General features: G+C 69.6%; 19 protein-coding genes and 2 pseudogenes. 8 read left to right on the top strand and 13 right to left on the bottom strand.

Going from position 1 to position 25,282, the window contains the following annotated elements; all coding sequences use genetic code 11:
* The first annotated feature begins 99 nt into the window (after nt 1–99).
* The 5 genes from fliF to flbD are packed head-to-tail and all read left to right on the top strand — an operon-like array spanning nt 100 to nt 5,380.
* Entirely contained in the window at nt 100–1,743 is a 1,644-nt protein-coding gene (fliF, locus tag I5731_RS00565; RefSeq protein ID WP_210336210.1) for a flagellar basal-body MS-ring/collar protein FliF, read from the top strand.
* A 2-nt stretch (nt 1,744–1,745) separates the two neighbouring features.
* The gene (gene fliG / locus I5731_RS00570) at nt 1,746–2,828 is read left to right on the top strand and encodes a flagellar motor switch protein FliG (RefSeq protein ID WP_197309405.1); all 1,083 of its coding nucleotides are present in this window, start codon (nt 1,746–1,748) and stop codon (nt 2,826–2,828) included.
* A 59-nt stretch (nt 2,829–2,887) separates the two neighbouring features.
* Nucleotides 2,888–3,613 (top strand): FliH/SctL family protein, encoded by a 726-nt coding sequence (locus I5731_RS00575; RefSeq protein ID WP_197309406.1) that lies wholly within the window; start codon nt 2,888–2,890, stop codon nt 3,611–3,613.
* Nucleotides 3,610–3,948: a flagellar motor switch protein FliN gene (gene fliN / locus I5731_RS00580; protein ID WP_197309407.1), complete on the top strand. Its 339-nt coding sequence runs from the start codon at nt 3,610–3,612 to the stop codon at nt 3,946–3,948. The genes I5731_RS00575 and fliN overlap by 4 nt, the downstream gene beginning before the upstream one ends.
* A gap of 55 nt (nt 3,949–4,003) precedes the next feature.
* Nucleotides 4,004–5,380 carry a sigma-54-dependent transcriptional regulator FlbD gene (gene flbD, locus I5731_RS00585; RefSeq protein WP_197309408.1) on the top strand — a complete coding sequence of 459 codons (1,377 nt, stop codon included), beginning with the start codon at nt 4,004–4,006 and terminating at the stop codon, nt 5,378–5,380.
* 21 nt (nt 5,381–5,401) lie between these two features.
* On the opposite strand, the gene I5731_RS00590 is transcribed toward flbD, so the two are convergent.
* A complete protein-coding gene (locus tag I5731_RS00590) occupies nt 5,402–7,690 on the bottom strand; it encodes a putative bifunctional diguanylate cyclase/phosphodiesterase (protein WP_197309409.1) in 2,289 nt (762 codons plus the stop codon).
* Between the two features lie 273 nt (nt 7,691–7,963).
* On the opposite strand from I5731_RS00590, the gene flhA reads away from it, so the two are divergent.
* Nucleotides 7,964–10,093: a flagellar biosynthesis protein FlhA gene (flhA, locus tag I5731_RS00595; protein ID WP_197309410.1), complete on the top strand. Its 2,130-nt coding sequence runs from the start codon at nt 7,964–7,966 to the stop codon at nt 10,091–10,093.
* Nucleotides 10,094–10,151: 58 nt separating this feature from the next.
* Here the strand turns inward: flhA and I5731_RS00600 are convergent, their stop codons facing one another.
* Nucleotides 10,152–10,733, bottom strand: coding sequence for a helix-turn-helix domain-containing protein (locus tag I5731_RS00600; RefSeq protein ID WP_197309411.1), 582 nt, complete (start codon nt 10,731–10,733; stop codon nt 10,152–10,154).
* A gap of 679 nt (nt 10,734–11,412) precedes the next feature.
* On the opposite strand from I5731_RS00600, the gene I5731_RS00605 reads away from it, so the two are divergent.
* On the top strand, nt 11,413–12,300 hold the full coding sequence (locus I5731_RS00605) for an extensin-like domain-containing protein (RefSeq protein WP_197309412.1): 888 nt from the start codon (nt 11,413–11,415) through the stop codon (nt 12,298–12,300).
* Between the two features lie 9 nt (nt 12,301–12,309).
* On the opposite strand, the pseudogene metH reads toward I5731_RS00605, so the two are convergent.
* The 6 genes and pseudogenes from metH to I5731_RS00635 form a co-directional block, all read right to left on the bottom strand.
* Nucleotides 12,310–14,967: pseudogene (gene metH / locus I5731_RS00610) on the bottom strand (methionine synthase); the annotation flags it as partial.
* Nucleotides 14,968–15,297: 330 nt separating this feature from the next.
* Nucleotides 15,298–16,356 (bottom strand): annotated as a pseudogene (locus tag I5731_RS00615) (homocysteine S-methyltransferase family protein); the annotation flags it as partial.
* 14 nt (nt 16,357–16,370) lie between these two features.
* Nucleotides 16,371–16,733: an endonuclease domain-containing protein gene (locus tag I5731_RS00620; RefSeq protein ID WP_235981457.1), complete on the bottom strand. Its 363-nt coding sequence runs from the start codon at nt 16,731–16,733 to the stop codon at nt 16,371–16,373.
* 236 nt (nt 16,734–16,969) lie between these two features.
* Entirely contained in the window at nt 16,970–17,875 is a 906-nt protein-coding gene (gene metF, locus I5731_RS00625) for a methylenetetrahydrofolate reductase [NAD(P)H] (protein ID WP_197309415.1), read from the bottom strand.
* Between the two features lie 44 nt (nt 17,876–17,919).
* On the bottom strand, nt 17,920–18,936 hold the full coding sequence (locus I5731_RS00630) for an ArsR/SmtB family transcription factor (protein WP_197309532.1): 1,017 nt from the start codon (nt 18,934–18,936) through the stop codon (nt 17,920–17,922).
* Nucleotides 18,937–19,125: 189 nt separating this feature from the next.
* On the bottom strand, nt 19,126–20,205 hold the full coding sequence (locus tag I5731_RS00635) for a DUF2336 domain-containing protein (RefSeq protein WP_197309416.1): 1,080 nt from the start codon (nt 20,203–20,205) through the stop codon (nt 19,126–19,128).
* Nucleotides 20,206–20,434: 229 nt separating this feature from the next.
* Between I5731_RS00635 and tsaA the strand changes: the two genes are divergently transcribed.
* Nucleotides 20,435–20,929 (top strand): tRNA (N6-threonylcarbamoyladenosine(37)-N6)-methyltransferase TrmO, encoded by a 495-nt coding sequence (gene tsaA, locus I5731_RS00640; protein WP_235981458.1) that lies wholly within the window; start codon nt 20,435–20,437, stop codon nt 20,927–20,929.
* Between the two features lie 7 nt (nt 20,930–20,936).
* On the opposite strand, the gene I5731_RS00645 is transcribed toward tsaA, so the two are convergent.
* The 5 genes from I5731_RS00645 to ettA all read right to left on the bottom strand — a co-directional run bounded on the left by I5731_RS00645 (nt 20,937) and on the right by ettA (nt 25,264).
* Nucleotides 20,937–21,545 carry an MOSC domain-containing protein gene (locus I5731_RS00645; RefSeq protein ID WP_197309417.1) on the bottom strand — a complete coding sequence of 203 codons (609 nt, stop codon included), beginning with the start codon at nt 21,543–21,545 and terminating at the stop codon, nt 20,937–20,939.
* Between the two features lie 100 nt (nt 21,546–21,645).
* Nucleotides 21,646–22,143, bottom strand: a complete 498-nt coding sequence (locus I5731_RS00650; protein ID WP_197309418.1) for a cytochrome b — start codon at nt 22,141–22,143, stop codon at nt 21,646–21,648.
* Nucleotides 22,144–22,357: 214 nt separating this feature from the next.
* The gene (locus tag I5731_RS00655) at nt 22,358–22,606 is read right to left on the bottom strand and encodes a PepSY domain-containing protein (protein WP_197309419.1); all 249 of its coding nucleotides are present in this window, start codon (nt 22,604–22,606) and stop codon (nt 22,358–22,360) included.
* A gap of 118 nt (nt 22,607–22,724) precedes the next feature.
* Entirely contained in the window at nt 22,725–23,186 is a 462-nt protein-coding gene (locus I5731_RS00660; protein ID WP_197309420.1) for a cupredoxin domain-containing protein, read from the bottom strand.
* 419 nt (nt 23,187–23,605) lie between these two features.
* The gene (gene ettA, locus I5731_RS00665) at nt 23,606–25,264 is read right to left on the bottom strand and encodes an energy-dependent translational throttle protein EttA (protein ID WP_197309421.1); all 1,659 of its coding nucleotides are present in this window, start codon (nt 25,262–25,264) and stop codon (nt 23,606–23,608) included.
* Nucleotides 25,265–25,282: the final 18 nt, after the last annotated feature.

Genomic DNA, 25,282 nt, shown 5'->3' on the forward strand with positions numbered 1-25,282 from the left:
GGAAATTCCTGCCGGGTACGGGGCGGCCGTCGCCATACCCGGCCGGAAACCGGCCCCAATGATCGGCGTGTGCGGAGCGAGTTGCGCGTGAACGGCCTCATGGCAGTCCTGAAGTCGCTGGGAGCGGCACGGCTCGGTGCCATGGGCGCCGTGGCCCTCGGGCTGGTCGCGTTCTTCGCGTTCATGATCATGCGCTTCAACGAAGTGCAGATGGCGCCGCTCTACAACCAGCTCTCCTTCGAGGACTCCAGCTCGATCGTCAGCGCGCTCGAGGCGCAGCAGGTGCCCTATGAGATGCGCAACGAGGGCGCCACCATCCTCGTCCCGGCCGACCGGGTGCTGCGGCTGCGCATGTCGCTCGCCGAGGAAGGCCTGCCGCTCGGCGGTTCCGTCGGCTACGAGATCTTCGACAAGACCGACGCCCTCGGCACCACGAGCTTCGTCCAGAACGTCAACCACCTGCGCGCCCTTGAAGGCGAGCTCGCCCGCACGATCCGCGCGATCGGCCGCGTCGAGGCGGCGCGGGTGCATCTCGTGCTGCCGACGCGGCAGCTGTTCCGGCGCGAGGCGGAAGTGCCGACCGCATCGATCGTGCTGCGCACCCGCGGCACGCTGGAGCCCTCGCAGATCCGTGCGATCCAGCATCTCGTCGCCTCGGCGGTCGAGGGCCTCGACCCGTCGCGGATCTCGATCGTCGACGAGGCCGGACGGCTGCTGGCGGCGGGGGGCGATGCCAACGCCGAATCGATGTTCGCCTCGTCGATGCAGGAGCGCACCGAGCAGTACCAGGACCGGCTGGAAGCGAAGATCGAGGAGATCGTCTCCAGCATCGTCGGGCCGGGCCGGGCGCGGGCGCGGGTCAGCGCGACGCTCGACTTCAACCGCGTCACCGAAACGCGCGACCTGTTCGACCCCGAAGGCCAGGTCGTGCGCTCGACGCAGACGCGCGAGGAACAGTCGAGCTCGTCCGAGCCCCAGGGCGAGATGACCGTCGGCAACCAGGTGCCGAACGGCGGCGCCGGTGGCGAGGACGCCGCGGGCGGACCGCGCGAGGCCGCCACGACCAGCGAGGAGACCGTCAACTACGAGATCTCCAAGACGACGCGCACCGAGGTGGTCGAGGCGGGCGGCGTCAAGCGGCTGTCGGTCGCGGTGCTGATCGACGGTTACTACCTGCCCGACGCGCAGGGCGTGCCGACCTATTCGCCGCGCGACCAGGCCGAACTCGACCGCATCGCCGCGCTGGTGCGCACGGCGATGGGCTATGACCAGTCGCGCGGCGACCAGATCGAGATCGTCAACCTGCGCTTTGCCGAAGGCCCGCAGCTGCTCGGCTCGGACGGCGGCGAGCCCGGCCTGTTCGAGTTCGACCGCGCCGACATTATGCGTTTCGCCGAACTCGGCGTGATGGCGGTGCTGACGCTGCTGGTGCTGCTGTTCGCCGTCCGGCCGCTGATCAAGCGCATCCTGTCGCCGGAAGTGATCACCGAGCACCGCACGATCTCCGGCGCCACCGTGCAGGTCGACGAGAGCGGCAACCCGATCGCCGTCGCCCAGATCGGGCCGGACGGCAATCCGGTGATGGTGCAGATCGAAGGCCCGCCGGTGCCCTCGCGCATCGAGGAAGCGCAGGCGCAGGGCGAGGCGCAGATGGTGCAGGTCCGCAAGGTCGGTGAACTCGTCGTCGAAAACCCCGGTGAGGCGTCGATCATCGTCCGTACCTGGCTCTCGGAGGCGGCCTGACCATGGCGAGTGCAGCAGACAACCGGGCCCTGACCTTCGGCGGCGGCAACGGCGGGCCGTCGCTCACCGTCTCGTCGTCCGGCACACAGCGCACGCTGACCGGCACCGAGAAGGCGGCGGCGCTGATGCTCGCGCTCGGCGAAAAGTTCGGCGCGCCGATCTGGGGCCAGCTCGACGAGGTCGAGATCAAGCAGGTGTCGTCGGCGATGTCGCGGCTCGGGCCGATCACGCCGCAGATGCTGGACGACCTCCTGGTCGAGTTCGTCACCAAGGTGAGTTCGTCCGGCGCGCTGACCGGCAACCTCGACACGACCGAGCGGCTGCTGATGTCGGTGCTGCCGCCCGACAAGGTCTCGCTGATCATGGAGGAGATCCGCGGGCCGGCCGGGCGCAACATGTGGGAGAAGCTCTCCAACGTGCAGGAGAACGTGCTCGCCAACTACCTCAAGAACGAATACCCGCAGACCGTCGCCGTGGTGCTCTCGAAGATCCGCTCCGACCATGCGGCGCGGGTGCTGGCGATCCTGCCGGAGGACTTCGCGCTCGAGGTCGTCAACCGCATGCTGCGGATGGAAGCGGTGCAGAAGGACATCCTCGACAAAGTCGAGCAGACGCTGCGCGTCGAGTTCATGTCGAATCTTTCGCACACCTCGCGGCGCGACAGCCACGAACTGATGGCGGAGATCTTCAACAAGTTCGACCGCACCACCGAGGCGCGGTTCCTGACGGCGCTCGAGGACGAGAACCGCGAGGCGGCCGACAAGATCAAGACGCTGATGTTCACCTTCGACGATCTCGGCAAGCTCGACGCCGCCGCGATCCAGACGCTGCTGCGCTCGATCGAGAAGGACAAGCTCGGCCTCGCCCTCAAGGGCGCCAACGACACGGTGCGCGACTTCTTCTTCCAGAACATGTCGAGCCGCGCCGCCGCCAATCTGAAGGAAGAGATGGACGGGCTCGGCCCGGTGCGCCTGCGCGACGTCGACGAGGCGCAGTCGTCGCTCATCAACACCGCCAAGGACCTCGCCGCGCGCGGCGAGATCATGATCACCAAGAACAAGGGCGAGGACGAGCTGGTCTACTGACCACCGCCCGCCCCCCGTAGCCGGCCCCCGGGCCACGAGAAGAAGTCAGGACCACCCGTATGGCCGCGCCGGCTCCGTTCCTGTTCGAACTCGACTTCGCGGCCCCGCCGCCCGCGCCGGCGCCGCTCGCGCCGCCGGTGCCGACGATCGAGCTCTCGGTGCACGAGGCGCTGCTCGTGGACGCCGAGCGACGCGGCTTCGAGCGCGGCGAGAAGGCCGGACGCGAGGCGAGCGAGGCGAAGTCCGCCGGCCGGCTCGCCGACGAGGCGGCGCGGCTCGCCGCGGCGGCGCAGTCGATCCTCGGCGTGCTCGACAGCGAGCGCTGCCGGATCGAGCGCGAGGCGGTGCAGCTTGCCGAAGCGATCGGCCGGCGGCTCGCCGGCGCCCTCGTCGACCTGCATCCGGCCGAGGCGGTGCTCTCGGTGATCGAGGAGGCGCTGGCGCCGCTCCGGCGCACGCCGCACCTCGTGGTGCGGCTCGCCGAGGCGGACGCCGGGCCGATCGGCGAAGCGCTGCGGCGCATCGCGGCCGAGCGCGGCTTCGAGGGCCGGCTGATGATCCTCGGCGAGGACGGTATCGCGCGCGGCGACTGCCGCATCGAATGGGCCGACGGCGGCATCGTGCTCGATCGCGCCGCCACCGAGGCGGCGGTGTCGGCCGCGGTGGCGCGGCATCTCGCCAGCGCCTTCCCGGCCGCGGCGGAGACCGGCGCGGCGGACGACAGCGGAACGCGGGCCGGCGCGGCGTCCGGCGGGCATAGCGACAAGAGAAGGGCCGAAGCATGAGCGCCGGCGAAGACAGCGGCATCCGCTTCGACGAGCATCAGACCGCCAAGCGCGGCGAGAAGCCCGACGTCGATCCGAACCTGACCCACAGTGCCGCCGAGCTCGAAGCGGTGTTCGACGTGCCGGTGCGCGTCTCGGCCATTCTCGGCCGGGCGCGACTGCCGGTGTCGGAGATCCTGAAGCTCTCCACCGGCACGGTGGTCGAACTCGACCGCAAGGTCGGCGAGGCGATCGACATCTTCGTCAACAACCGGCTCGTCGCCCGCGGCGAGGTGGTGCTCGTCGAGGACCGGCTCGGCGTCACCATGACCGAGATCATCAAGGCCGAGCGCTGACGGCGGCCGGCGCGCCCCCGGGGCGCGCGCGGCTCAGGAGCAGAGGAACGAACCCATGCGACTTCTCATCGTCGGCCGGCTGGACGGACAACTCACCGCCGCCACCCGCATCGCCATCGACAAGGGCGCCGCCGTCGTCCACGCCGACAGCATCGACACGGCGCTGAAGACGCTGCGCGGCGGGCGCGGCGCCGACCTGATCATGATCGACGTCGCCCTGCCGATCGCTGCGCTGATCAGCGCGCTGGAAGCCGAACGGATCCATGTCCCGGTCGTCGCCTGCGGCACCGCCACCGACGCCCGCGCCGCCGTCGCGGCGATCCGGGCCGGGGCGAAGGAATACATTCCGCTGCCGCCCGACGCCGAGCTGATCGCCGCGATCCTCGCCGCCGTCGCCGACGAGACGCGCGACTTCATCGTGCGCGACGACGCCATGGCCTTCGTGGTGAAGCTCGCCGACCAAGTCGCGGCCTCCGAGGCCTCGATCCTCGTCACCGGCGAGAGCGGCACCGGCAAGGAGGTGCTCGCCCGCCACGTGCACGGCAAGTCCGGCCGCGCCGGCAAGGCCTTCGTCTCGGTCAACTGCGCCGCGATCCCCGAGCACCTCTTGGAATCCGAGCTGTTCGGCCACGAGAAGGGCGCGTTCACCGGCGCGGTCGCCCGCCGCATCGGCAAGTTCGAGGAGGCGACCGGCGGTACGCTGCTGCTGGACGAGATCTCGGAGATGGACGTCCGGCTGCAGGCGAAGCTGCTGCGCGCGATCCAGGAGCGGGTGATCGACCGGATCGGCGGCGGCAAGCCGGTGCCGGTCGACATCCGCATCATCGCCACCTCGAACCGCAACCTCGGCGAGGCGGTGCGGGCGGGGACGTTCCGCGAGGACCTGCTCTACCGGCTCAACGTCGTCAACCTGAAGATCCCGCCGCTGCGCGAGCGCCCGGCCGACGTGGTCGCCCTCGCCGAGCACTTCGCCCGGAAGTACGCCGTGATCAACGGCATCGAGCCGCGCGGCATCGCCGAGGAGGCCAAGCGCGAGCTGATCGCCTCACGCTGGCCGGGCAACGTGCGCGAACTCGAAAACACCATGCACCGCGCGGTGCTGCTCGCGACCGGGCCGGAGATCGGCGTCGAGGCGATCCGTTCGCCGGACGGCGGCCGGCTCGACGCCACCGTCGAGAGCCGGACCCGGGACGCGGCGAGCGCCGCGGCGATGACGGCCGAGGCGGTGACGCGCGCCCTCGTCGGCCGCACCGTCGCCGACGTCGAGCGCGACCTGATCCTCGACACGCTCGACCATTGCCTCGGCAACCGCACCCATGCCGCGCGCATCCTCGGCATCTCGATCCGGACGCTGCGCAACAAGCTCAACGAATACACGGCCGGGGGCCTCGAGGTACCGCAGCCGGGCGAATCGCGCATCGCGGCGGCCTGACGGCGCGGGCGCCTGGCCGGCTCAGCCAGTGCCGGTGGTGTCACAGGGGGACGGCGGCACGGCGCGGCGCGTGGCGCCCTGCCCGTCCAGCGCCAGCGGCAGGATCGCCGGCACGTCGCAGGCCGGCAGCGCCGGGGAGAACAGGAAGCCCTGCACCGCGTTGCAGCCCGCCCGGCGCGCGACCTCGTACTCGGCTTCGGTCTCGACGCCCTCGGCGACGGTTTTCAGGCCGAAGGCGCCGGCGAGCGCGACGATGGCGTGGATGATCGCCGCCGACTTCTCGTCGGTGTCGGCCCGGCGCACGAAGGAGGCGTCGATCTTGATGATGTCGGCCGGCAGGCTGCGCAGGTGCGACAGGCTGGCGTAGCCGGTGCCGAAGTCGTCGAGCGCGATGCGGAAGCCGGCGGTGCGAAGGTCGGCGATCGCCTGCAGCACGCGCTCGCCGTCGCGCGAGAGGATGACGCCTTCCGTGACCTCGATCACGATCGAGCGGGGCGAGATGCCGCCGCGGGCGAAGCAGTCGACGAGGCGGGCGGCGAACGACGGCTGGCGCAGGTCGTAGCCGGTGACGTTGACGCCGAAGTTCATGCCCTTGACCGCGTCACCCCAGCGGCGGAGGTCGGCGATGAGCTGGTCGACCATCGCCTCGCCGAGCGCCACCGACAGGTCCGGCTCGTCGAAGACGTCGAGGAAGCGCGCCGGCGTCAGCACGCCGTCTTCTGGATGCCGCCAGCGCGCCAGCACCTCGAAGCCGTCGAGGCGGCCGGTCTGGGCGCGCATCACCGGTTGGTAAAACGGCACGATCTCGCCGGCCTCGAGCGCCTGCCGGAAGCGGGCGAGCAGGCGGAAGCGGGTTTCGACCGCGGCGCGCATCGCCGGCTCGAAGCGCACGATGCGGCCGCGGCCGGCGCGCTTGGCCTGGTAGACGGCGATGTCGGCGTTGGAGAGCAGGTCGGCGGCGATGCGGCCGTGCTCCGGAAAGACGGCGACGCCGGCGCTGACCGAGGTCGAGAGGTCGCGGTGCTCGGCGACGTAGGGACGGCCGAGCGATTCGATGATCGCGGCCATCGCGGCGGACGCCGGCTCGGCGCCGCCGCGGTCGACGACGGCGATGGCGAACTCGTCGCCACCGAGCCGACCGACGAGATCGCCGGGGCCCAGCGCCGCCGAGATGCGGCCGGCGATCTCGCGCAGCAGCATGTCGCCGGCGCCGTGGCCGAGGCTGTCGTTGATGCTCTTGAAGTGATCGAGGTCGAGGATGGCGATCGCCACCTCGGTGCCCGTCGTCGCGGCCGCCTCCAGCGTCTCCTCGAAGCAGACCTCGAAGTGACTGCGGTTGGCGACGCCGGTCAGCCCGTCGAGGTGAGCGAGGCGTTCCAACTCGCGCTGCAGCAGCTGATTGCGGCGGACTTCCTCGCCGAGTTCGACGGCCTGCTGCAGGTAGGCGTCGTTGGTCGCGGCGAGCACGACGGCGCGGCGTTCGAGGTCGCGGTTGGCCTGCCGCAGCGGGCCAATGTCCACCGTCGTCACCACGAGACCGTCGTCGAGCGGCACGACGCGGATCTCACGCTCGACGAGGCCGCCGCGGAATTCATAGGAGAACGTGCGCACGGCGGGCGCACCGAGGGCCAGCGTGTCGCGGTAGAAGTCGAACAGCCCCGTCTCGCGCGCGACGGGATAGATGTCGCAAAACAACCGGCCGACCAGCCCGCTCGGCTCGGCGCCGACGCGGCTGGCGACCTCGCGGTTGGCGGCGATGATGCGGAAATCGGCAACGGCCTCGCCAGGCGCCGGCACCGGGCGCAGCACGAAGATGCCGTCGGCGCTGGCGTCGAAGATCGCGCGCAGGATCGCGTTGCCGTCCTCGCGCAGGCGGACGTAGACGAGGATGCCGCCGCCGTCGGACGTCGCCACCGGCAGGAGCAGGCGCTCGCTGGAGCCGATCAGCGCCCGTTCCAGGCTGTGCTCGACGCAGAACAGCGGATGGCCGCCGCGAATGGCGGCATGGTAGCGGGCGCGGTAGAGCTCGACGCCGCCGTTGTTCAGCTGGTCGAGACGCCGGCCGAGCGGGTTGTGGCCGAACATGCGCTCCACGTTGCGGCCGACCCGGCGGTAGATCAGATCCTCGTCGCCGCCGGTGAGCAGCAGCACGTGCACCGCGCCCGGGCCGGCGAGAAACGCATCGAAGACGGACAGATCGGGCAGGCCGGCGGCGGCGTGCGCAGTCCACAGCGCGAAGAGATCCCGCACGTCGGTGAAGTGCGTGACGTTGGTCAACTCCTCGGTGCAGTCCTCGATTCGCCTCGGCATGCGCTCGCTCGCGTTCCCGCCGTGTCCCGGAGTGGAGGCCAACCCCGCCCCGCCCCCGCAGTTCCATCGCCCGGCCCACCACATCGGATACGGCGGAAAAAGGCGGAGTCTGCAACCTTAAATCCCACATGGCGCCTTAACCGGCACTTAAGCGCGCCGAAGGGTTTTGCCCGTCACACCGACTGTTAACCCTTCGGTAACCATAAGGGCGGCAAAAATTGCCGGGTCGGCGCTCGTCGCCAGTGCCCGTGTCCCTGCCTTCTGGAAAAATCGATGTCAGAGCTGACCAGCGTCGAGACGGCTGCCCCGACTGCCGGGCGATCCGGGCCGTCCTTCGCGGACCTCAAGACCGCCCTCCTGCGCGGCGACATCGCGCTGGCGCTCGGCGTGATGACGATCCTGATGATCCTCATCGTGCCGCTGCCGCCGATCCTGCTCGACCTCTGCCTCGCCATCTCGATCATCTTCTCGATCATGATCATGATGACGGCGCTGTTCATCCAGAAGCCGCTGGAGTTTTCCTCGTTCCCGACCGTGCTGCTGATCGCCACCATGCTGCGGCTGGCGCTCAACCTCGCCTCGACGCGCCTGATCCTCGCGGGCGGCCACGAGGGCACCGCCGCCGCCGGCCACGTCATCGAGGCGTTCGGCAGCTTCGTGATGGGCGGCAACTTCGTCATCGGCCTGATCGTGTTCGCGATCCTGGTGCTGGTGAACTTCATCGTCATCACCAAGGGTTCGGGCCGCATCGCGGAAGTCGCGGCGCGGTTCACCCTCGACGCGATGCCCGGCAAGCAGATGGCGATCGACGCCGACCTTTCCGCCGGCATGATCGACGAGGCCTCGGCCCGCAAGCGGCGCAAGGAACTCGAGGACGAGAGCTCGTTCTTCGGCGCCATGGACGGCGCCTCGAAGTTCGTGCGCGGCGACGCGATCGCCGGCCTGCTGATCACCTTCATCAACGTCATCGGCGGCATCATCATCGGCGTCGTCCAGATGGAGCTGACCTTTTCCGAGGCAAGCCGCAGCTACACGCTGCTCACTGTCGGCGACGGTCTCGTCTCGCAGATCCCGGCGCTGATCGTCTCCACCGCCGCCGGCCTGCTCGTCTCCAAGGCCGGCGTGTCCGGCTCCACCGACAAGGCGCTGTTCGAGCAGCTGTCGGGCTATCCGACCGCGCTCGGCCTGTCGTCGTTCCTGATGGCGGCGATGGCGCTGCTGCCGGGCATGCCGGTGATCCCGTTCCTCGGCCTCTCGGCGCTGGCGGGGTTCCTCGCCTACCGGGCACGGCAGCGCAACGACGGCCGGACGGCGGCCGCGGTCGCCGAGCAGATCAAGGCCGACGCGCCGCCGCCGCCGCCGAGCGAGGAGCCGATCAGCAGCGCGCTGAAGATGGACGACCTGCGCGTCGAGCTCGGCTACGCCCTGTTGCCGCTGATCAGCGGCCCGGACGGCACCGACAAGCTCTCCGACCAGATCAAGGCGCTGCGGCGCCAGATCGCCGGCGAGATCGGCTTCGTGATGCCGCCGGTGCGCCTGCTCGACAACGTGCAGCTCTCGGGCAACGACTACGTCATCAAGATCAAGGAGGTGGACGCAGGGTCGGGCAGCATCTTCCCGGGCCAGTTCATGGTGATGGACCCGAACGGCGGCAAGGTCGGCCTGCCCGGCACGCAGACCACCGAGCCGACCTTCGGCCTGCCGGCGACCTGGGTCGAGGGCCGGCTGCGCGAGGAAGCGGCGCTGCGCGGCTATACCGTGGTCGACCCGGCGACCGTGCTCTCGACGCATCTCAGCGAGGTGCTGAAGGCGAACATCGCCGAGCTGCTCTCCTACGCCGACGTCAAGAAGCTGCTCGGCGACCTGCCGAGCGAACAGGCGAAGCTGGTCGACGACATCGTCCCGGGCCAGATCTCGGTGTCGGGCATCCAGCGTGTGCTGCAGCAGCTCCTCAACGAGCGCATCTCGATCCGCGATCTCTCGACCATCCTCGAGGGCATCGCCGAGGCGGTCGGCTTCACCCGCTCGACCCAGAACATCGCCGAGCACGTCCGCGCCCGGCTCGCGCGCCAGATCTGTGCGCAGCATTCGTCGCCGGCCGGCTACCTGCCGCTGATCACGCTGTCGCCCGCCTGGGAGCAGGCGTTCCTCGAATCGCTCGTCGGCGACGGCGACGAAAAGCGCCTCGCGATGGCGCCGTCGAAGCTGCAGGATTTCGTGGTGAAGGTGCGCGACGCCTTCGAGGACGCGGCGAAGAAGGGCGAGATCCCGGTGCTGATGACGAGCCCGATGGCCCGGCCCTACGTCCGCTCGATCGTCGAGCGCTTCCGCGCCCACACCACCGTGATGAGCCAGGCGGAGGTGCACCCGCGCGTGCGCCTGAAGACGATCAGCTCGATCTGACGGGCAATCGTCGCGGGATGGCGAGAGCCAATCCGAGTGCGGGGCGGTCCGGGGCCGATCAGGCCGGGATCGTCCGGATCACCGGCTCGGCGATGTGCTCCTTGTCCTGCGTTCCCCGGATCGCGACCTCGGTGATGCACATGACGCCGCTGCCGCCGGCGTAGATCGTGCCGTAGAGATGCAGGACGTGGCGGTTGTCGCCGTCCTCGAAGGGGACGCGGATGTCGGCGGCGATGACGCCGTGCGGATTGGCGAGCACCGCGCGCAGGCGGTCGGCGATCTGGCCGAACCGCGAGTTCGGGTCGGATCGCAGCACCCAGCCGAAGCGCTCGAAATCGCCGCCCGGCGCGCCGAGCCCCTGCGAGATCGCCACGATGTCGGCCTGCTCGTCGAGCAGCAGCAGCGGCGCGGTGGACTTCTTCACGAAATGCAGCAGCGACTGGTCGGGCGCGGGATAGCCGCCCCACAGCACCTGCTTGATCCGCTCCACGTTGCCCGGCCGCGGCGTATCGAGCCCCCGTTCCCACCGCGAGATCTGCGACTGCGTCACGCCGAGCATCTCGGCCATCTTGTCCTGCTTGATCCGCCGCTGCACGCGGTAGGCCTTGAGGGCCGAGCAGATATCGTTGGGCTGCCTCATGATCCCGCTCTCCGATTGCCGTCCACGCTAAGACATCAGCGGCATTCGTTTGTTTCGAACCGACGTCCCTCTTTTTTGCGCAGGTTCCACCACCGCCTGCCACGGCGCCCGGCCAGCACAGCCCGGAAGGACGATTTTCAGGCGGATCAAATCAAGCCTGTCTTCAAGCGGAGAAAAATGCTCCTTCACGCATACTCAAGTTGTATTCGTTATCAAACCCCGAAAATGAAGCTTCTGATGAATATGCGAAATATTCGAATATTCATTTTATGCGCAATCGATATCACCCAGATTATGTGCCGCTTCACGGTGCAGGCCCTGCTGAAACTTTCCACCCTTCAGATCACAAAGTGATCGCATGACTATTTCAGCTGCCGCACGGCGGGATTGCAACCGCATGGGCGATTGTCCCCGCCGAAATCGCCGCGGGGCAGCCCGATGCGACCCTCGCCCCGACAAATAAAGCCATACAATCTCAGGATGCAATGATCGATCGGCCGGTCCCGGCGCCAGCGGGGTCGCGGCGCGGACGATCAAGTCCGCGGGAGCTGAGCCGCCTTGCCTTCAGCGCGCGGGCGCGCCATTCGTCCCCGCAGCGGCAGCGCCAGGCCTATTCTGTTCAATCGCAATGGCTTAGATCGTTGACGAAGGCTTAATCCGCGCGCCGTAGGCTCTGCCGATGCGCAGGATCGCTCCCCCTACCCTTCGCCTCGCCACGCTGCTCGGGCTGGCGCTGCCGCTCGGCGCCTGCGGGCTGTTCTTCGACGGCGAGGAGCGCGAAGCCTGGCGCGGGCAGGCCGAGGCCGCATGCTTTGCCCGCAGCGAGGTGGTGCCCGGGCCGCAGGCGAGCCTGATCCGCGAGATCGACGGCCCGGGGGTGTGCGGCATCGAGCGGCCGCTGAAGGTGTCGGCGACGGCGGACGGCGGCTTTGCCGGCAGCGTGGCGGTCGCGCCGGGCGCGACGCTCGGCTGCCCGATGACGGCCGCCCTGCAGCGCTGGATCGGCACCGTGGTGCAGCCGGCGGCGCTGGCGGCCTATGGCATGCCGGTGGTCTCGGTGAAGAACGCCGCGTCCTACGGCTGCCGCACCCGCAACCACAAGCGCGGCGCCAAGCTCTCGGAACACGCCTTCGCCAACGCGCTCGACATCGCCGCCTTCACCCTCGCCGACGGGCGCAGCGTGACGGTCGCTGGCGGGTGGCGCGGCGAGGCCGCGGACCGGACGTTCCTGCGCCGGGTGCACGATGGCGCCTGCGGGCCGTTCCATACCGTGCTCGGCCCGGGCTCGGACGGGATGCACGAGGATCACCTGCATCTCGATCTGGCGCTGCGCCGCAGCGGCGAGCCCTATTGCCGGCCGAAGCCGCTGCCGGTGGCGCCGCCGACACTGGAGGCAGTACCGGCGCCGGTCCCCGGCCCCTACCCCGGACCCAATCCCAGCTTTGGCGTGCCGATGGCGGTCGCGCCCGCCTATCCGGCGAGCGTCGGAAGCCCGCCGCTGGTCTGGCAACAGGGCGCGATGCCGCCGCTGTTACCGCCGCCGGAGGTGACCGGCTCGGTGCGCTGAACCGGCCGCCTATTCCGCCGCCGCGGCGTCCACCCGCACCGGATCGTAGTTGAGGATCGGCGCCAGCCAGCGCTCGGTCTCGGCAAGGCTCATGCCCTTGCGCGCGGCGTAGTCGACCACCTGGTCGCGGTCGATGCGGCCGACGCCGAAATAGTGGCTCTCGGGGTGCGAGAAATAGAGGCCGGACACGGCGGCGCCGGGCCACATGGCGTAGCTCTCGGTGAGCGCGATGCCGGCGTTCTGCTCGGCCTCCAGCAGTTCGAACAGCGTCTTCTTCTCGGTGTGGTCGGGCTGGGCCGGATAGCCCGGCGCCGGACGGATACCGCGGTACTTCTCGGCGATCAGATCGCGGGGGGTGAGCGTCTCGCCCGGATCGTAGCCCCAGAACTCGCGCCGCACCCGCTGGTGCAGGTGCTCGGCGAAGGCTTCGGCGAGGCGGTCGGCGAGGGCCTGCGACAGGATCTTCGAATAGTCGTCGTTGGCGCGGGCGAAGCGCTCGGCGACGGCTTCCTCGCCAATGCCGGTGGTGACGGCGAAGCCGCCGACCCAGTCGGCGATGCCGCTTTCCTTTGGCGCCACGAAATCCGACAGCGCGAGGTTGGCGCGGCCGGTGTCGCGGGCGATCTGCTGGCGCAGGCTGTGCAGCGTGGCGCGGCGCGTCGTGCGGCTTTCATCGGTGTAGAGCTCGATGTCGTCGCCGACGGCGTTGGCCGGCCAGAAGCCGATCACGGCGCGGGCGGTGAGCCACTTCTCCGCGATCATCTGCGCCAGCATGGCCTGCGCGTCCTCGAACAGCGAGCGCGCGGCGGCCCCGTAGATGTCGTCGGAGAGGATCGCCGGATAGCTGCCCTTCATCTCCCAGGTCGAGAAGAACGGCGTCCAGTCGATGAAGCGGGCGATCTCGCCGAGGTCGTAGGCGTCGAACGCGCGCACCCCGGTGAACGCCGGCTTCACCGGCGGCAGGGCCGCGAAATCATAGCGCGGCGCGCGGGCGCGGGCGGCCTCGAGGGTCAGCCGGCGCTTGTCCTCGCGGCCGCGGGCGTGCGCCTCGGCGATGCGCTTGTACTCGGCGCGGATGTCGGTGACGGTCGCCTCGCGCTTGTCGCCGAGCAGGCTCGAGGCGATGCCGACGGCGCGGCTGGCGTCGGTGACGTAGACCGCCTGCCCCGCCCGGTAGTTCGGGTGGATCTTCACCGCGGTATGGACCCGGCTCGTCGTCGCGCCGCCGATCAGGAGCGGCACGTCGAAGCCCTGCCGCTCCATTTCGGCGGCGACGAAGCACATCTCGTCGAGCGACGGCGTGATCAGGCCGGACAGGCCGATGATGTCGACGTTGCGCTCGCGCGCCGTGTCGAGGATCTTCTGCGCCGGCACCATGACGCCGAGGTCGATCACCTCGTAGTTGTTGCACTGCAGCACGACGCCGACGATGTTCTTGCCGATGTCGTGCACGTCGCCCTTCACCGTCGCCATCAGGATGCGGCCGGCGGACGGCGCGTCGAGCAGGCCGAGTTCGAGCTTTTCCTTCTCCATGTGCGGCATCAGCCAGGCGACCGCCTGCTTCATCACGCGCGCCGACTTCACCACCTGCGGCAGGAACATCTTGCCGGCGCCGAAGAGGTCGCCGACGACGTTCATGCCGTTCATCAGCGGCCCCTCGATGACGTGCAGCGGCCGGGCGACGGTGAGTCGCGCCTCCTCGGTGTCCTGCTCGATGAACTCGGTGATGCCGTGCACGAGGGCGTGCTCGAGCCGCTTCTCGACGGGAAGGTCGCGCCAGGCGAGATCGACGACGCGGGCCATCGCGCCGTCGCCCTTGAAGCGCGGCGCGGCCTCGACGAGGCGCTCGGTGCCGTCTTTGCGCCGGTTGAGGACGACGTCCTCGCAGAGCTCGCGCAGCTCCGGGTCGATCTGGTCGTAGACCGGCAGCTGGCCGGCATTGACGATACCCATGTCCATGCCGGCGGCGATCGCATGGTAGAGGAAGACCGAGTGCATCGCCGCGCGCACCGGCTCGTTGCCGCGGAACGAGAAGGAGAGGTTGGAGACGCCGCCCGAGACGTGCGCGCCGGTGAGGTTCTGCCGGATCCAGCGCGTCGCCTCGATGAAGTCGACGCCGTAGTTGTCGTGCTCCTCGATGCCGGTCGCGACCGCGAACACGTTGGGATCGAAGATGATCTCCTCCGGCGGGAAACCGACCTCCTCGGTGAGCAGCTTGAAGGAGCGGGCCGAGATCTCGGTCTTGCGCTTCAGCGTGTCGGCCTGGCCGGTCTCGTCGAAGGCCATGACGACCACGGCGGCGCCGTAGCGGCGCACGAGGCGCGCCTGGGCGAGGAAGGCCGCCTCGCCCTCTTTCAGCGAGATCGAGTTGACGATCGCCTTGCCCTGCACGCACTTGAGGCCCGCTTCGATGACGCTCCACTTCGAGCTGTCGACCATCACCGGCACGCGGGCGATGTCGGGCTCGGCCGCCATCAGGTTGAGGAACGTCACCATCGCCGCTTCGGAATCGAGCAGCCCCTCGTCCATGTTGACGTCGAGGATCTGGGCGCCGTTCTCCACCTGCTCGCGCGCCACCTCGAGCGCCGTCGCATAGTCGCCCTCGCGGATCAGCTTGCGGAAGCGGGCCGAGCCGGTGACGTTGGTCCGCTCGCCGACGTTGACGAAGGAGGCGCGGGTCGCGGCGGGAAGTGCGGTCGGTTCGGTCATTGCGCGGGCGTTCTGATCCGTATCATGGCGTCCCGGATGGGATGGGCCGGGGGACGTGGGAATTCAAGTCGGAAACGGCGGGTCGTGCCGTGGGGCTTCCCCCCTCCCTGTCCCTCCCCCGCTTCGCAGGAGAGGGGACGATGGGCGAGAGGGCTTTCGCAAAAGGACGGTACGCCGGACCGAAGAGCCGGTGAGACGGGAGACCTGACCTCCTGCGTCCCCTCTCCTGCGAAGCGGGGGAGGGACAGGGAGGGGGCAGCCTCACGGCAAACCCTAAGCCGCCGCGATGAACGGCTCCAGCCCCGAGAGGCGCAGCCGCGGCTCGATCTCCGGCACCACGCGCGGCGCGACGCCCTCCACCGCGGCGGCGACGGCGGCGATGTGGTCGGGCGTGGTGCCGCAGCAGCCGCCGACGATGTTGACGAGGCCGGAGCGCGCGAACTCGCCGACGAGGGCGGCCATCGCCTCCGGACTCTCGTCATACTCGCCGAATTCGTTCGGCAGGCCGGCGTTCGGATAGGCGCAGACCAGCGTGTCGGCGACGCGGGCGAGGTCGGCGATGTGGGCGCGCATCTCCTTGGCCCCGAGGGCGCAGTTGAGGCCGATCGAGAACGGCCGGGCGTGGCGCACCGAGTACCAGAACGCCTCGGCGGTCTGGCCCGACAGGGTGCGGCCCGAGAGATCGGTGATCGTGCCCGACACCATGACGGGGAGCCGCACGCCGGTCGCCTCGAAGGCCTCCTCGATCGCGAACAGGGCTGCCTTGGCGTTCAGCGTGTCGAACACCGTCTCGACCAGCAGGATGTGCGACCCGCCCTCGATCAGGCCGCGCGCCGCCTCGCCATAGGCAGCGCGGAGGTCGTCGAAGGAGACGGCGCGAAAGCCCGGGTTGTTGACGTCGGGCGACATCGAGGCGGTGCGGTTGGTCGGTCCGATCGCGCCGGCGACGAAGCGCGGCCGCGCCGGATCCTCGGCCTCCACCGTGCGGCAAGCCTCGGCGGCGAGCCGGGCGCTCTCGAAGTTGAGTTCATAGGCGAGGCTCTCCATGCCGTAGTCGGCCTGGGCGATCGTCGTCGAGGAGAAGGTGTTGGTCTCGACGATGTCGGCGCCGGCGCGCAGATACTGCAGGTGGATGTCGCTGACGATGTCGGGGCGCGACAGCGACAGGAGGTCGTTGTTGCCCCGGAGGTCGCGGTGCCAATCGGCGAACCGCGCGCCGCGATAGCCGGCCTCGTCCAGCTTCCAGCGCTGGATCATGGTGCCCATGGCGCCGTCGAGCACGAGGATGCGGCGGGCCGCGAGGGCGCGCAGGCGGGATTCGATGGCGGAGGGGGCGGGGGCGGACATGGTTCAGGGTCCTTTCAGGCAGCGACGGAGGCGCCGCTCAGTTCAGCAAGAAGGCGATCGAGGACGGCGTCGAAGTCGTCCATGATCTCGAAATTCCAGATCCGAAGGATGCGGTAGCCCTCGGTCGTCAGATAGTCATCCCGCGTCGCATCGCGAGCCTGCTGTCGCTGCTCGCCGTGGCTGTCGCCGTCGAGTTCGACGACCAGCTTCGCCTCGGCGCAGAGAAAGTCGACGACATAGGGGCCGATCGGGACCTGACGGCGAAAGCCGAAGCCCTCGAAGCGGTGGGCGCGGACCCGGTACCAGAGCCTGCGTTCGTGTTCGGTCATCTCCTTGCGCAGGCGGCGGGCGACGGGTTGCAGGCGTTTGTTGCGCATGTCCTTTCGCCCTTTCCCTCTGCTGTGCCGTGTGGCCTCCCCCCTCCCTGTCCCTCCCCCGCTTCGCAGGAGAGGGGACGCAGGAGGATGGATCGCCGTTCAGATCCACGCTTCGGTTCGGCGAAACGCCTGATGTGCGAAAGTTCTCTCGCCCATCGTCCCCTCTCCTGCGAAGCGGGGGAGGGACAGGGAGGGGGGAGGCCCCACGGCACGACCGAACCTCAATGCAAACCCCCTCAAGCCGCCGCCTCCACCTCCGCCGCCGCCTTCTGCGGCCGCTGCCCGAGCAGGTGGCAGATGGCGTAGACGAGGTCGGCGCGGTTCATCGTGTAGAAGTGGAAGTCGCGGAAGCCGCGGTCGACGAGGTCGAAGGCCTGTTCGGCGGCGACGGCGGCGGCGACGAGCTGGCGGGTGTGGGGGTCATCCTCGAGGCCCTCGAAGCGGCGGGCGAGCCAGTCAGGCACGCTGGCGCCGGCGCGCTTTGCGAACTGCGCCGTCTGGGCGAAATTGTGCACCGGCACGAGGCCGGGGATGATCGGAATGTCGATACCGGCGGCGCGGACCTTCTCGACGTAGCGCTCGAAGACGTCGTTGTCGAAGAAGAACTGGGTGATCGCCCGCGTCGCGCCCGCCTCGACCTTGCGCTTCAGGAGCGCGATGTCGGCGAGGAGGTCGGGGCTTTCCGGGTGGCGCTCGGGATAGGCCGAGACGGTGATGTCGAAGTCGCCGATGTCGCGGATGCCGCGGATGAGGTCGGGCGTCGAGGCATAGCCGCCGGCGTGCGGCTCGTAGCGCGCGCCGACGCCGCCGGCCGGGTCGCCGCGCAGCGCCACGATATGGCGGACCCCGGCCGCGCGATAGGCGCGGATGACGTCGTCGACTTCCGCGCGGGTGGCGTCGACGCAAGTGAGGTGCGCCGCCGGCTGCAGGCCGGTCTCGCGGATCAGGCGGGCGACGGTGTTGTGGGTGCGCTCGCGCGTCGAGCCGCCGGCGCCGTAGGTGACGGAGACGAAGTTCGGCTTCAGCGGCGCCAGCCGTTCGATCGAGGCCCACAGGGTCTCTTCCATCTTCTCCGACTTCGGCGGGAAGAATTCGAAGGAGATGCCGAGATCGAGACTGTCGGTGCGGCGGCTGGTGCGCATGGGAGTGAGCCTTCTTGAGCGGGGCTTGCGAGCGATGGGTTCGGTCAGGCGCCGAGCGCCAGGCGGACGGGAGCGGGCTCGGCGGCGATCTCGACACGCGGATCGCGGGCGAGCCACAGCGTCACGGTGAGCTGCGTCGCCGCCTCCGCCGTGCCGGCGAGGTCGCGGATCTCGGGACGGGCAAGGCCCGCCGCCTCGCACCAGCCGGCGATCTGGTCGTGCGCGAAGCCGAGGCGGCGGTGGGCGTGCTCGGCGCGCAGGAATTCGAGCCCGTGCGGCGCGAAATCGACGACGAGCAGCCGGCCGCCCGGGCGCAGCACGCGCGCCGCCTCGCGGATGGCGCGGGCGGGGTCGTCGAGATAGTGCAGCACCTGGTGGATCACCACGAGGTCGAAGGCGCCCGCCGGGGCCTGGATGTCGTAGACGTCGCCGTGGCGGACCTGCGCGCCGTCGCGGCCGGCTTCGGCGAGGCGGACGCGGGCGATCGACAGCATCTCGTGGCTGGCGTCGATGCCGACGCTGCGCACGGCGAGGTCGCCGAGCAGTTCCAGCATGCGGCCGGTGCCGGTGCCGATGTCGAGCAGCGCCTGCACCGGGCGCTCGCCGACGGCGGCGCGGATCGCCGCCTCGACGGCGGTCTCGGGGGCGTGCAGCGAGCGCAACCGGTCCCAGTTCGCGGCGTTGGCGCCGAAATAGCGGGCGGCGGCCTCGGCATGGGCGGTTTTCACCGCCGCGAGGCGCTGGCGGTCGCGGGCGAGCACGGCGTCGGCCGGGTCGAGGCTGGCGAGGATCGAGCGGGCGACGACGCTACCCTCCCCGTCGCCGGCAATCCGGTAGTAGACCCAGGCGCCTTCGGGGTAGCGCTCGATCAGGCCGGCATCGGTGAGGAGCTTCAGATGGCGCGAGACGCGCGGCTGGCTCTGGGCGAGGATCTCGGTCAGGTCCTTCACGGTGAGCTCGCCGCTGCCGAGCAGCGCCAGCAGGCGAAGCCGCGTCGCCTCGCCGGCGGCCTTCAGACCGGCGAGCACGGCGCCGAGCGACAGGCGCGCGGGCGACGGCATCAGTGCGTTCACGGCGGCCTCCCTGCCTGGGTCATGCGGCCGCGGCCGCGAAAGTGATATAAAGATATCTTTATACGTCCTTTCAAGCCCGCACAAGCACACCCGGCAAAAGAATACGGCCCGCCGGGAGGGACGGGCCGCAAAGTCGGTCAGAGGCAGGGAGGACGTCGAGGCATCACCAAAGGGCGGTCAGCCCACCCGGCGGGTCTGCATGTAGGAGGCGAACTTGTCGCGCGCGACGCGCGCGTCGAGGGTCAGATAGGTGTTCAGCGCCGCGGTGCGGGCGTCGTTGCCGAGGCGGTGCTTCCACGGCCCGACCTTCAGCAGCGCCTGGATCGTCTGGTAGCGGAAGCCGTAGGCCTTGGCGACGGTGAGGAACGGGTCGGTATCGGCGCGCACCAGCCAGTGCTTGGCCTCCTCGAGGCTGATCGAGGTGATCAGCGCGAAGGCCGCCACCGCCTCGGGGAAACGGTCCTCCATGGCGAAGCGCACCAGCAGCGCCTCCGACATGTTCTTCGAGCCGCCGAGTTGCAGCAGGCGGGCCCAGGCGGTCTCGAAGTCGTAGAGCCCGATCCAGTAGCTGTTCGACATGCGCTCGTGCGCCACCTTCGACGCGCCGGCGATCACCTCGGCGTCCTTGTCGAGGCCACGCGCCATGAAGGCGCGGCGCACCTCCGCGCTCGCCCGCTGCACGAGGTCGGCGATCACCCCGTCCGGCGTGTCGGGGCGGTTGCCGAGGGCGGTCGCGGTCGCGACGTCGGCCAGCGCCTGGTCGACCAGCACCTGCAGCGCGCAGGCGGAGATGGTCGCGCCGGTGTTGGCGGCGATGGTCCGGCGCACATCCGGATCACCGCGCTCGATGATCAGGTCGGTGACCTCTTCCGACAGGTTGGCGCGGCCGGCCATGGCGGCGAGATGGTCGCGGCCGAAGCCATCGGCGATCGCGAGCAGGTCGACGTCATTGAGCACCGGCGACAGGCCGAGCACCGGGCCGGCGACGCGGATGTCGTCGCGGGCGAAGCGGCGCACCGTGTTTTCCGGCGCCCGCCGCAGCGGCGCGATCTTCGCGGAGGCATAGGCGCGCGCCTCGACCTCGACCATATCGGCGAGCCGGCCGAGGACCTGATCGTAGATCTCGATCTCCTCGTGCGAGCATTTCTCCGACGTCACCGCGAACAGGGCGGCGACACTGCGCATGAGTTCGTTGCGCCGATCGGAAGTGGGATCGCGGTCGAGGCTGCTGAAGTTGATAAGGTTCGTCTCGATCATTGAGGATGCCACGCGTTCGGGGACCGATACTCGACTTGTAGCAGGCCCGCGTCGACGTAGAGTGAAGTGCCCCGGGCGCATTCGAGGCGTATTTGCCGGAAGTTTTAATCAAATGCGCTGCATACCGGTCTGGCGCCGCCGCGCCGGGAACCCGCACCCGGCCCGGCACGACCGTTGCGTGCCGAACCCTTCGGCTGCGGGCAAACCCCGCGCCACTGGAGACCGACCGATGCCGCCCTCCGACGCCGGCCACGAGCCCTATGCCGGACCGACCCCGCCGCAGATGGCGCCCGATGCGGGCGTCGTGTTCATCGGGCGAATCCATACGCCCTGGCAGCGCCGCGCCGACTGCCCGCGCAACGTGCTCCGGGCGCGCGAGGCGGGCGGGACGGCGATCCTCGAGCTCGACCCGATCTATCGCCCTGGCCTGCACCGGCTGGAAGCCTTCTCGCACGTCATCGTGCTCTACTGGATGGACGAGGCGGAGCGCGACGTGATGGTGCAGTACCCGCGCCATGCGGAGGGGCCGCGCGGCGTGTTCTCGATCCGCTCGCCGGCCCGGCCGAACCCGATCGCCTTCTCGGTCGCCGCGATCATCGCGATCGAGGCCGAGCACGGCCTCGTCGAGGTCGAGCAGCTCGACTGCCGCAACGGCACGCCGCTGATCGACATCAAGCCCTATTTCTCGACGATCGATTCGGTGCCCGACGCGCGCATCCCGTGAGCGGCGATCAGCCGTAGATCCACTGCTCGGGGAGTTTCGCCGTGAAGGCGGCGCCGGTGCTGATCGCGCCGGCGCGCTCGACAGTGGCGATGACGCCGCGCAGGCGCTTTGCGACCTGCGGGAACAGGAGGTCGAGGCCGCTGCGCTCCGGATAGGCCTCGGCGATCGAACGGCCGGCGTAGCGGCACGGCGCGTTCTGCCCCTCGACCACCAGCACGGCCTCGCCGTCGACGAACAGGCGGGTGCCGATCGGCAGGAACGACAGCCGCGGCAGGCCGGCGGTGACGATGTTGGCGCCGATCCAGCCCGCCTCGAGGCGCGGCAGGTCCATGGCGCGGCGCACCTGCTCGAGCTCCTCCTCGGAAACGATCGAGAGCTGCCGCCCGCTGCGCATCTCGGTCTCGCGGCGATACCAGGGCTCGCGGCTGCCCGAGCGCCGGGTGAAGCCGGCATGGCGGTCGCCGGGAATCCCGTCCAGCCCGAGGTCGAGGGTGGCGACGCCGCGGGTGCGAAAACCCTCGCCGTCGGCGATGCCGAGCGCGGTGACGCGCCCCGGCAGCTTGCGCGACGGGACGATGCGCGGGTCGGCGACGATATCGAGTTCGGCCTGGGTCACGGCGGTCTCCGGGCTGCGGGGTAGCGGCCATGGTGCGCGAGGCGGCCGGCGGACGCCAGCGCGCGCCTTCGATTTTCCCCCGGCGATTGCGGGCAGCCGCCTAGCGCGGGCCGCGCAGCATCCGGGTCAGCGTCGTGTCGCGGGTGACGAAATGGTGCCACAGCGCCGCGGCGACGTGCACGGCGATCAGCACGATCAGCACCGGCTTGCCGAGCTCGTGCACGGCGCCGGCCGCCGGCAGCACGTACCAGGCGACGAGGCCGGTGAGCGGCATCAGGATCAGCAGCACGTAGAAGAGGTGGTGCGACGCGGTGGCGAGCCTGGCCTGCAGGCCGGTGGCGAGCGGCGGCGGCACGCCGTCGCGGTGACGGATGACGAGGCGCAGCACCGTCAGGGTGAGCACGGAGATGCCGCCCCAGAAATGCGCGTTGGCCATGCCGGCATCGAAACCGTCCGGCGTCCGGCCCTCGCGCATGGCGCGCTCGACGGCGCTGACGCTGTCGCCGAAGGCGATCTGCGCGGCCACGATGATCACGGTGAGCCAGTGGATCACGCGCTGGGCGGAATTGTAGCCGCTGCGCACCGGTTTCGAAGCCAACACGATCTCCCCTGCGCCGTTCCGACAAGCGGGAATCCTCCCGCGAGCGGGAAGTGTCGCGCCGGACGGCCGCCGCGGCAATGGGGCGGGCCGAGATCGCCGTGCGTCGCGGACGCGGGGTGTTCCGGCCGGCCCCGGCGGCGGCCGAAACGGCAAGGGGCGCGCCCGGCGGACGCGCCCCTCCCGAGGTCTCAGCGGAGCGAGGCGCCCTGCCTCATTCCGCCTTTTTGTTGACGATGGCGAGGTTCGCGTCGAGATCGATGTCGTACTGGCCATCGGCGCAGAACACGTCGTCGAGCTCGTAGCCGTCGCCGTCGGCCTCGATGTTGTCGGCGTCGACTTCGCACTGCTGGTCGGCCAGCATCGCCTGGATGCGGGTCACGACGTCGGCCGGAACCTCCTGCGCGAGCGCGGCGGCGGGCAGCAGCGCGAGCGCGCCGGCGAAAAGTACGGTCTTGATCATTTTCTGGTCTCCTCCCCGAAAACGGGCTCCCGTGTCCCTCGGACCTATTGGGATGCCCGCAGCCTCATCAACATTGCCGGTGCCGGTTCCGCCGCCGGGCGACGGAAGGCGCGTCGGATCACTGGATCGCCAGCGACACGCGCTGCGACTCGCCCGTCGTGTTGGGAATGTAGAGATCGTAGGTGCCCGGCTTGATCGCCACGAAGGACAGTTTCACCGTGCCGCCGGCGTCGAACTCGATCGAGTCGATCGCCATCGGACGGATCTCGATGTCGTTGATGACGATCTCGTTCATCCAGATCGCGCGCAGGAACTGCGGCCCGGTGATCGCGAGTTCGGCGGAGCCGTCGGCGACGATGTGGAGTTCGTAATAAGCGCCCGACTGCAGCTTGACCGGCTGTTCGCCGGCGTAGAGCGGCTTGCCCGACTCGAGCGACAGGTTGATCGGCTCGCCGCGGTTGCACTTGGCGAGCAGGCCGGCAAAGCCGAGCTTGGCGGCGTCGCAGAGCGGCGCGGCCGTTGCCGGCGCGGCGAGCATCAGGCCGGCAACCGTGGCCAGCGCGAGTGTGATCTTCTTCATCTTGAAGCCTCCTCCCCCAGAAGGTGTCTGATCGATGCGGCGACGCCCCCCGAGGCACGTCACAGCGGTCCTCGCCCTCCGACGAGACCACGCATTCCCCGGGGTGGTCACGTCCGCAGACGCCCCCGGACTCCGACGGGGCCATATCTCGTCACACAGGGTCAAGTTAAGGCTTGGTAAGGGTTTAGCCGGAGGGCGATCCGAGTGCGTCGGCGAACGGATCGATTGCATCGCAGCATCATGCTGCGCGCCGCAGCATACGGCCGGGCCCGAACCAGGCGGCAGCCGAACGGCCGGCATCCCCTCTCGCCGCCGGTCAACGGTCGGCGGTGGCGCCGATCCCGGCAAGAGGCGACGATATCGTGGACGAGGCGGGACGACCGGCGGCGGATGCGCAGCCCGCCGGTCGTCCGATGCCCTCAGCGCGTCAGCGGCTTGTACTTGATGCGGCGCGGGTTGAGCACCGCGTCGGCGCCGAGGCGGCGCTTCTTGTCTTCCTCGTACATCTCGAAGTTGCCTTCGAACCACTCGACGTGGCTGTCGCCCTCGAAGGCGAGGATGTGGGTGGCGAGGCGGTCGAGGAACATGCGGTCGTGGGAGATCACCACGGCGCAGCCGGCGAAATCCTCGAGCGCGTCTTCCAGCGCCGACAGCGTCTCGGTGTCGAGGTCGTTGGTCGGCTCGTCGAGCAGCAGGACGTTGTTGCCGGCTTTCAGCATCTTGGCGAGGTGGACGCGGTTGCGCTGGCCGCCGGAGAGCGTGCCGACCTTCTGCTGCTGGTCGCCGCCCTTGAAGTTGAAGGCGCCGCAATAGGCGCGGCTGTTCACCTCGCGCTTGCCGAGCGTGATGATGTCGAGGCCGCCGGAGATCTCCTCCCACACCGTCTTGTTGCCGCCGAGGCTGTCGCGCGACTGGTCGACGTAGCCGAGGCTGACGGTTTCGCCGACGCGGATCGAGCCGGCGTCGGGCTGCTCCTGGCCGGTGATCATGCGGAACAGCGTCGTCTTGCCGGCGCCGTTGGGGCCGATGATGCCGACGATGCCGCCGGGCGGCAGCGAGAACGAGAGATTGTCGATCAGCAGCCGGTCGCCATAGCCCTTGGAGAGGTTCTTCACCTCGATCACGGTGTCGCCGAGGCGCTCGCCGGCGGGGATGACGATCTGGGCCTGGCCGGAGGCCTGGCGCTCCTCGGAGCGCTGCAGCAGTTCGTCATAGGCCTGGATACGCGCCTTCGACTTGGTCTGGCGCGCCTTCGGCGAGGCCGAGATCCACTCGCGCTCGCGGTTGAGCGCGCGCTGGCGGGCCTCGTCCTCGCGGCCCTCCTGCTCCATCCGCTTCGACTTCTTTTCGAGGTAGGCCGAGTAGTTGCCCTCGTAGGGGATGCCGCGGCCGCGATCGAGCTCGAGGATCCAGCCGGTGACGTTGTCGAGGAAGTAGCGATCGTGGGTGACGATCAGCACCGCGCCCTTGAACTCGCGCAGGTGCTTTTCGAGCCAGGCGACGGTCTCTGCGTCGAGATGGTTGGTCGGCTCGTCGAGCAGCAGCAGGTCGGGCTCGGACAGGAGCAGCTTTGCCAGCGCGACGCGGCGCTTCTCGCCGCCCGACAGCGGGCCGACCTCGGCGTCGCCCGGCGGGCAGCGCAGGGCGTCCATCGCCATCTCGACCTTCGATTCGATGTCCCAGAGATTCTCGGCGTCGATCACGTCCTGCAGCTTGGCGGCCTTCTCGGCGTTCTCGTCCGAGTAGTCCATCATCAGTTCGTTGTACTGGTCGATGATCGCCTTCTTGTCGGCGGCGCCTTCCATCACGTTCTCGAACACCGACTTCGTCGTGTCGAGATGCGGCTCCTGCGCGAGATAGCCGACCTTGGCGCCGTCGGCGACCCAGGCCTCGCCGCTCCACTCCTTGTCCATCCCCGCCATGATCTTGAGCAGGGTCGACTTGCCCGAGCCGTTCGGGCCGAGCACGCCGATCTTGGCGTCCGGGTAGAACTGCAGGTGGACGTTGTCGAGGACCTTCTTGCCCCCGCCGTAGGCCTTGGTGAGGCCGTGCATGTAATAGATGAACTGACGCGCCATGGATCGCCCTGACTGCCC

This window comes from Methylobrevis albus, assembly GCF_015904235.1.
In the GTDB taxonomy this organism is placed as follows: domain Bacteria; phylum Pseudomonadota; class Alphaproteobacteria; order Rhizobiales; family Pleomorphomonadaceae; genus Methylobrevis_A; species Methylobrevis_A albus.

Bases quoted from the DNA above. Each gene is read 5' to 3' on its own strand.
- fliF (WP_210336210.1), top strand. From the start codon at position 100: ATGGCAGTCCTGAAGTCGCTGGGAGCGGCACGGCTCGGTGCCATGGGC.
- fliG (WP_197309405.1), top strand. From the start codon at position 1,746: ATGGCGAGTGCAGCAGACAACCGGGCCCTGACCTTCGGCGGCGGCAAC.
- I5731_RS00575 (WP_197309406.1), top strand. From the start codon at position 2,888: ATGGCCGCGCCGGCTCCGTTCCTGTTCGAACTCGACTTCGCGGCCCCG.
- fliN (WP_197309407.1), top strand. From the start codon at position 3,610: ATGAGCGCCGGCGAAGACAGCGGCATCCGCTTCGACGAGCATCAGACC.
- flbD (WP_197309408.1), top strand. From the start codon at position 4,004: ATGCGACTTCTCATCGTCGGCCGGCTGGACGGACAACTCACCGCCGCC.
- I5731_RS00590 (WP_197309409.1), bottom strand. From the start codon at position 7,690: ATGCCGAGGCGAATCGAGGACTGCACCGAGGAGTTGACCAACGTCACG.
- flhA (WP_197309410.1), top strand. From the start codon at position 7,964: ATGTCAGAGCTGACCAGCGTCGAGACGGCTGCCCCGACTGCCGGGCGA.
- I5731_RS00600 (WP_197309411.1), bottom strand. From the start codon at position 10,733: ATGAGGCAGCCCAACGATATCTGCTCGGCCCTCAAGGCCTACCGCGTG.
- I5731_RS00605 (WP_197309412.1), top strand. From the start codon at position 11,413: ATGCGCAGGATCGCTCCCCCTACCCTTCGCCTCGCCACGCTGCTCGGG.
- I5731_RS00620 (WP_235981457.1), bottom strand. From the start codon at position 16,733: ATGCGCAACAAACGCCTGCAACCCGTCGCCCGCCGCCTGCGCAAGGAG.
- metF (WP_197309415.1), bottom strand. From the start codon at position 17,875: ATGCGCACCAGCCGCCGCACCGACAGTCTCGATCTCGGCATCTCCTTC.
- I5731_RS00630 (WP_197309532.1), bottom strand. From the start codon at position 18,936: ATGCCGTCGCCCGCGCGCCTGTCGCTCGGCGCCGTGCTCGCCGGTCTG.
- I5731_RS00635 (WP_197309416.1), bottom strand. From the start codon at position 20,205: ATGATCGAGACGAACCTTATCAACTTCAGCAGCCTCGACCGCGATCCC.
- tsaA (WP_235981458.1), top strand. From the start codon at position 20,435: ATGCCGCCCTCCGACGCCGGCCACGAGCCCTATGCCGGACCGACCCCG.
- I5731_RS00655 (WP_197309419.1), bottom strand. From the start codon at position 22,606: ATGATCAAGACCGTACTTTTCGCCGGCGCGCTCGCGCTGCTGCCCGCC.
- I5731_RS00660 (WP_197309420.1), bottom strand. From the start codon at position 23,186: ATGAAGAAGATCACACTCGCGCTGGCCACGGTTGCCGGCCTGATGCTC.
- ettA (WP_197309421.1), bottom strand. From the start codon at position 25,264: ATGGCGCGTCAGTTCATCTATTACATGCACGGCCTCACCAAGGCCTAC.